We start from the raw sequence: 1,149 nt of genomic DNA, 5'->3' as shown, positions 1-1,149 counted from the left end.
GTGCCGATCTCGACGATCTCGTTCGGGACCAAGGGCGGCGAGATCGAGATGGACGGGCAGCGGGTCGCCGTCCCGGTGTCGACCGACCAGATGAAGATGGTCGCCAAGCTGTCCGGCGGGCAGTCTTACACCGCCACCAACCTCGGCGAGCTCGAAAAGAGCTACAACGCCATCGAGAACGAGATCGGCTACCGTACGGTGCCAGGGCCGGGCAGCTCCGGGTGGCTGCGCCTCGGCGTATTGACCGCCCTGATCGCGACGGCGCTGGCATTGTTGATCAACCGCCGCCTGCCCAGCTGAGGACTCAGGCGGGCAGCCTGCGGTTCAGCAGGAGACCGGCCAGGATGGCGCCGGCCATGACGAAGGCGCCGAGCAGCATCCAGGCCAGGCTCGCGTCGCCCTTCACGGTTTCGTAGCCGATCTGGCGCTGCAGCGTCGAGTACACGTTCTTCAGGGAATCCAGGCTGTCGGCGTGGAACGACTGGCCGTCGGTGATCTCGCAGATCTTCTGCAGGGTCTGGTCGTCCACCGGAACCGGGATGGTGGCGCCCTCGTAGTCCACCGTGCCGTACGGGGTGCCGAACGAGATGGTCGAGATCTGCACGCCCTCGGCCTTGGCGGCCCGGGCCGCGGTGAACGCCCCCTGCGGGGCATTGGGGTCCAGCGGCACGTTCTCGGCGCCGTCGGAGAGCAGCACGATGCGGGCCGGCGGCGGATTGTCGCCGCCGATGACCGCGGTGGCGCCGATCGCGTGCAGGGCGGTGAAGATGGCCTGGCCGGTGGCCGTGCTGTCGGCGAAATCCAGCTTCTTGAGCGCGTCGATAGTCGCCTGGTGTTGCGGGGTCGGCGGCACCAGCAGATAGGGCGTGCCGGCGAACCCGACCAGCCCGAGGTTGATGCCGGGCGTGAGCTGGCCGGCGAACTGGGTGGCTGCCTGTGCGGCGGCCTTGAGCCGGTTGGGTTCGACGTCGGTGGCCCGCATGGACTGCGACATGTCGATCACCAGCATGATGACGGCGCGATTGCGCGGGATGCGCATGTCGTGGGTGGGGGTGGCCAGCGCGATGGTCAACAGCACCAGGGAGAGCAGCGACACCGCGATCGGGAGGTGCCGCCACGGCGACTGCGGCACGGGGGTGTCGGTGTAGC

The 1,149-nt window shown here is 68.6% G+C and carries 1 protein-coding gene and 1 pseudogene; one reads left to right on the top strand and one right to left on the bottom strand.

The window, feature by feature from the left end:
• A pseudogene (locus A5782_RS09175) lies at window positions 1-300 on the top strand (hypothetical protein); the annotation flags it as partial.
• 4 nt (window positions 301-304) lie between these two features.
• Here the strand turns inward: A5782_RS09175 and A5782_RS09170 are convergent.
• Window positions 305-1,149: VWA domain-containing protein (locus tag A5782_RS09170; RefSeq protein WP_067098279.1), on the bottom strand; the 845-nt coding region annotated here is incomplete at its 5' end.

Source organism: Mycobacterium sp. 852002-40037_SCH5390672, assembly GCF_001665875.1.
GTDB lineage: Bacteria > Actinomycetota > Actinomycetes > Mycobacteriales > Mycobacteriaceae > Mycobacterium.
Note: the sequence above shows the minus strand (reverse complement) of the source record. Positions and strands in the feature narration are given on the sequence as shown.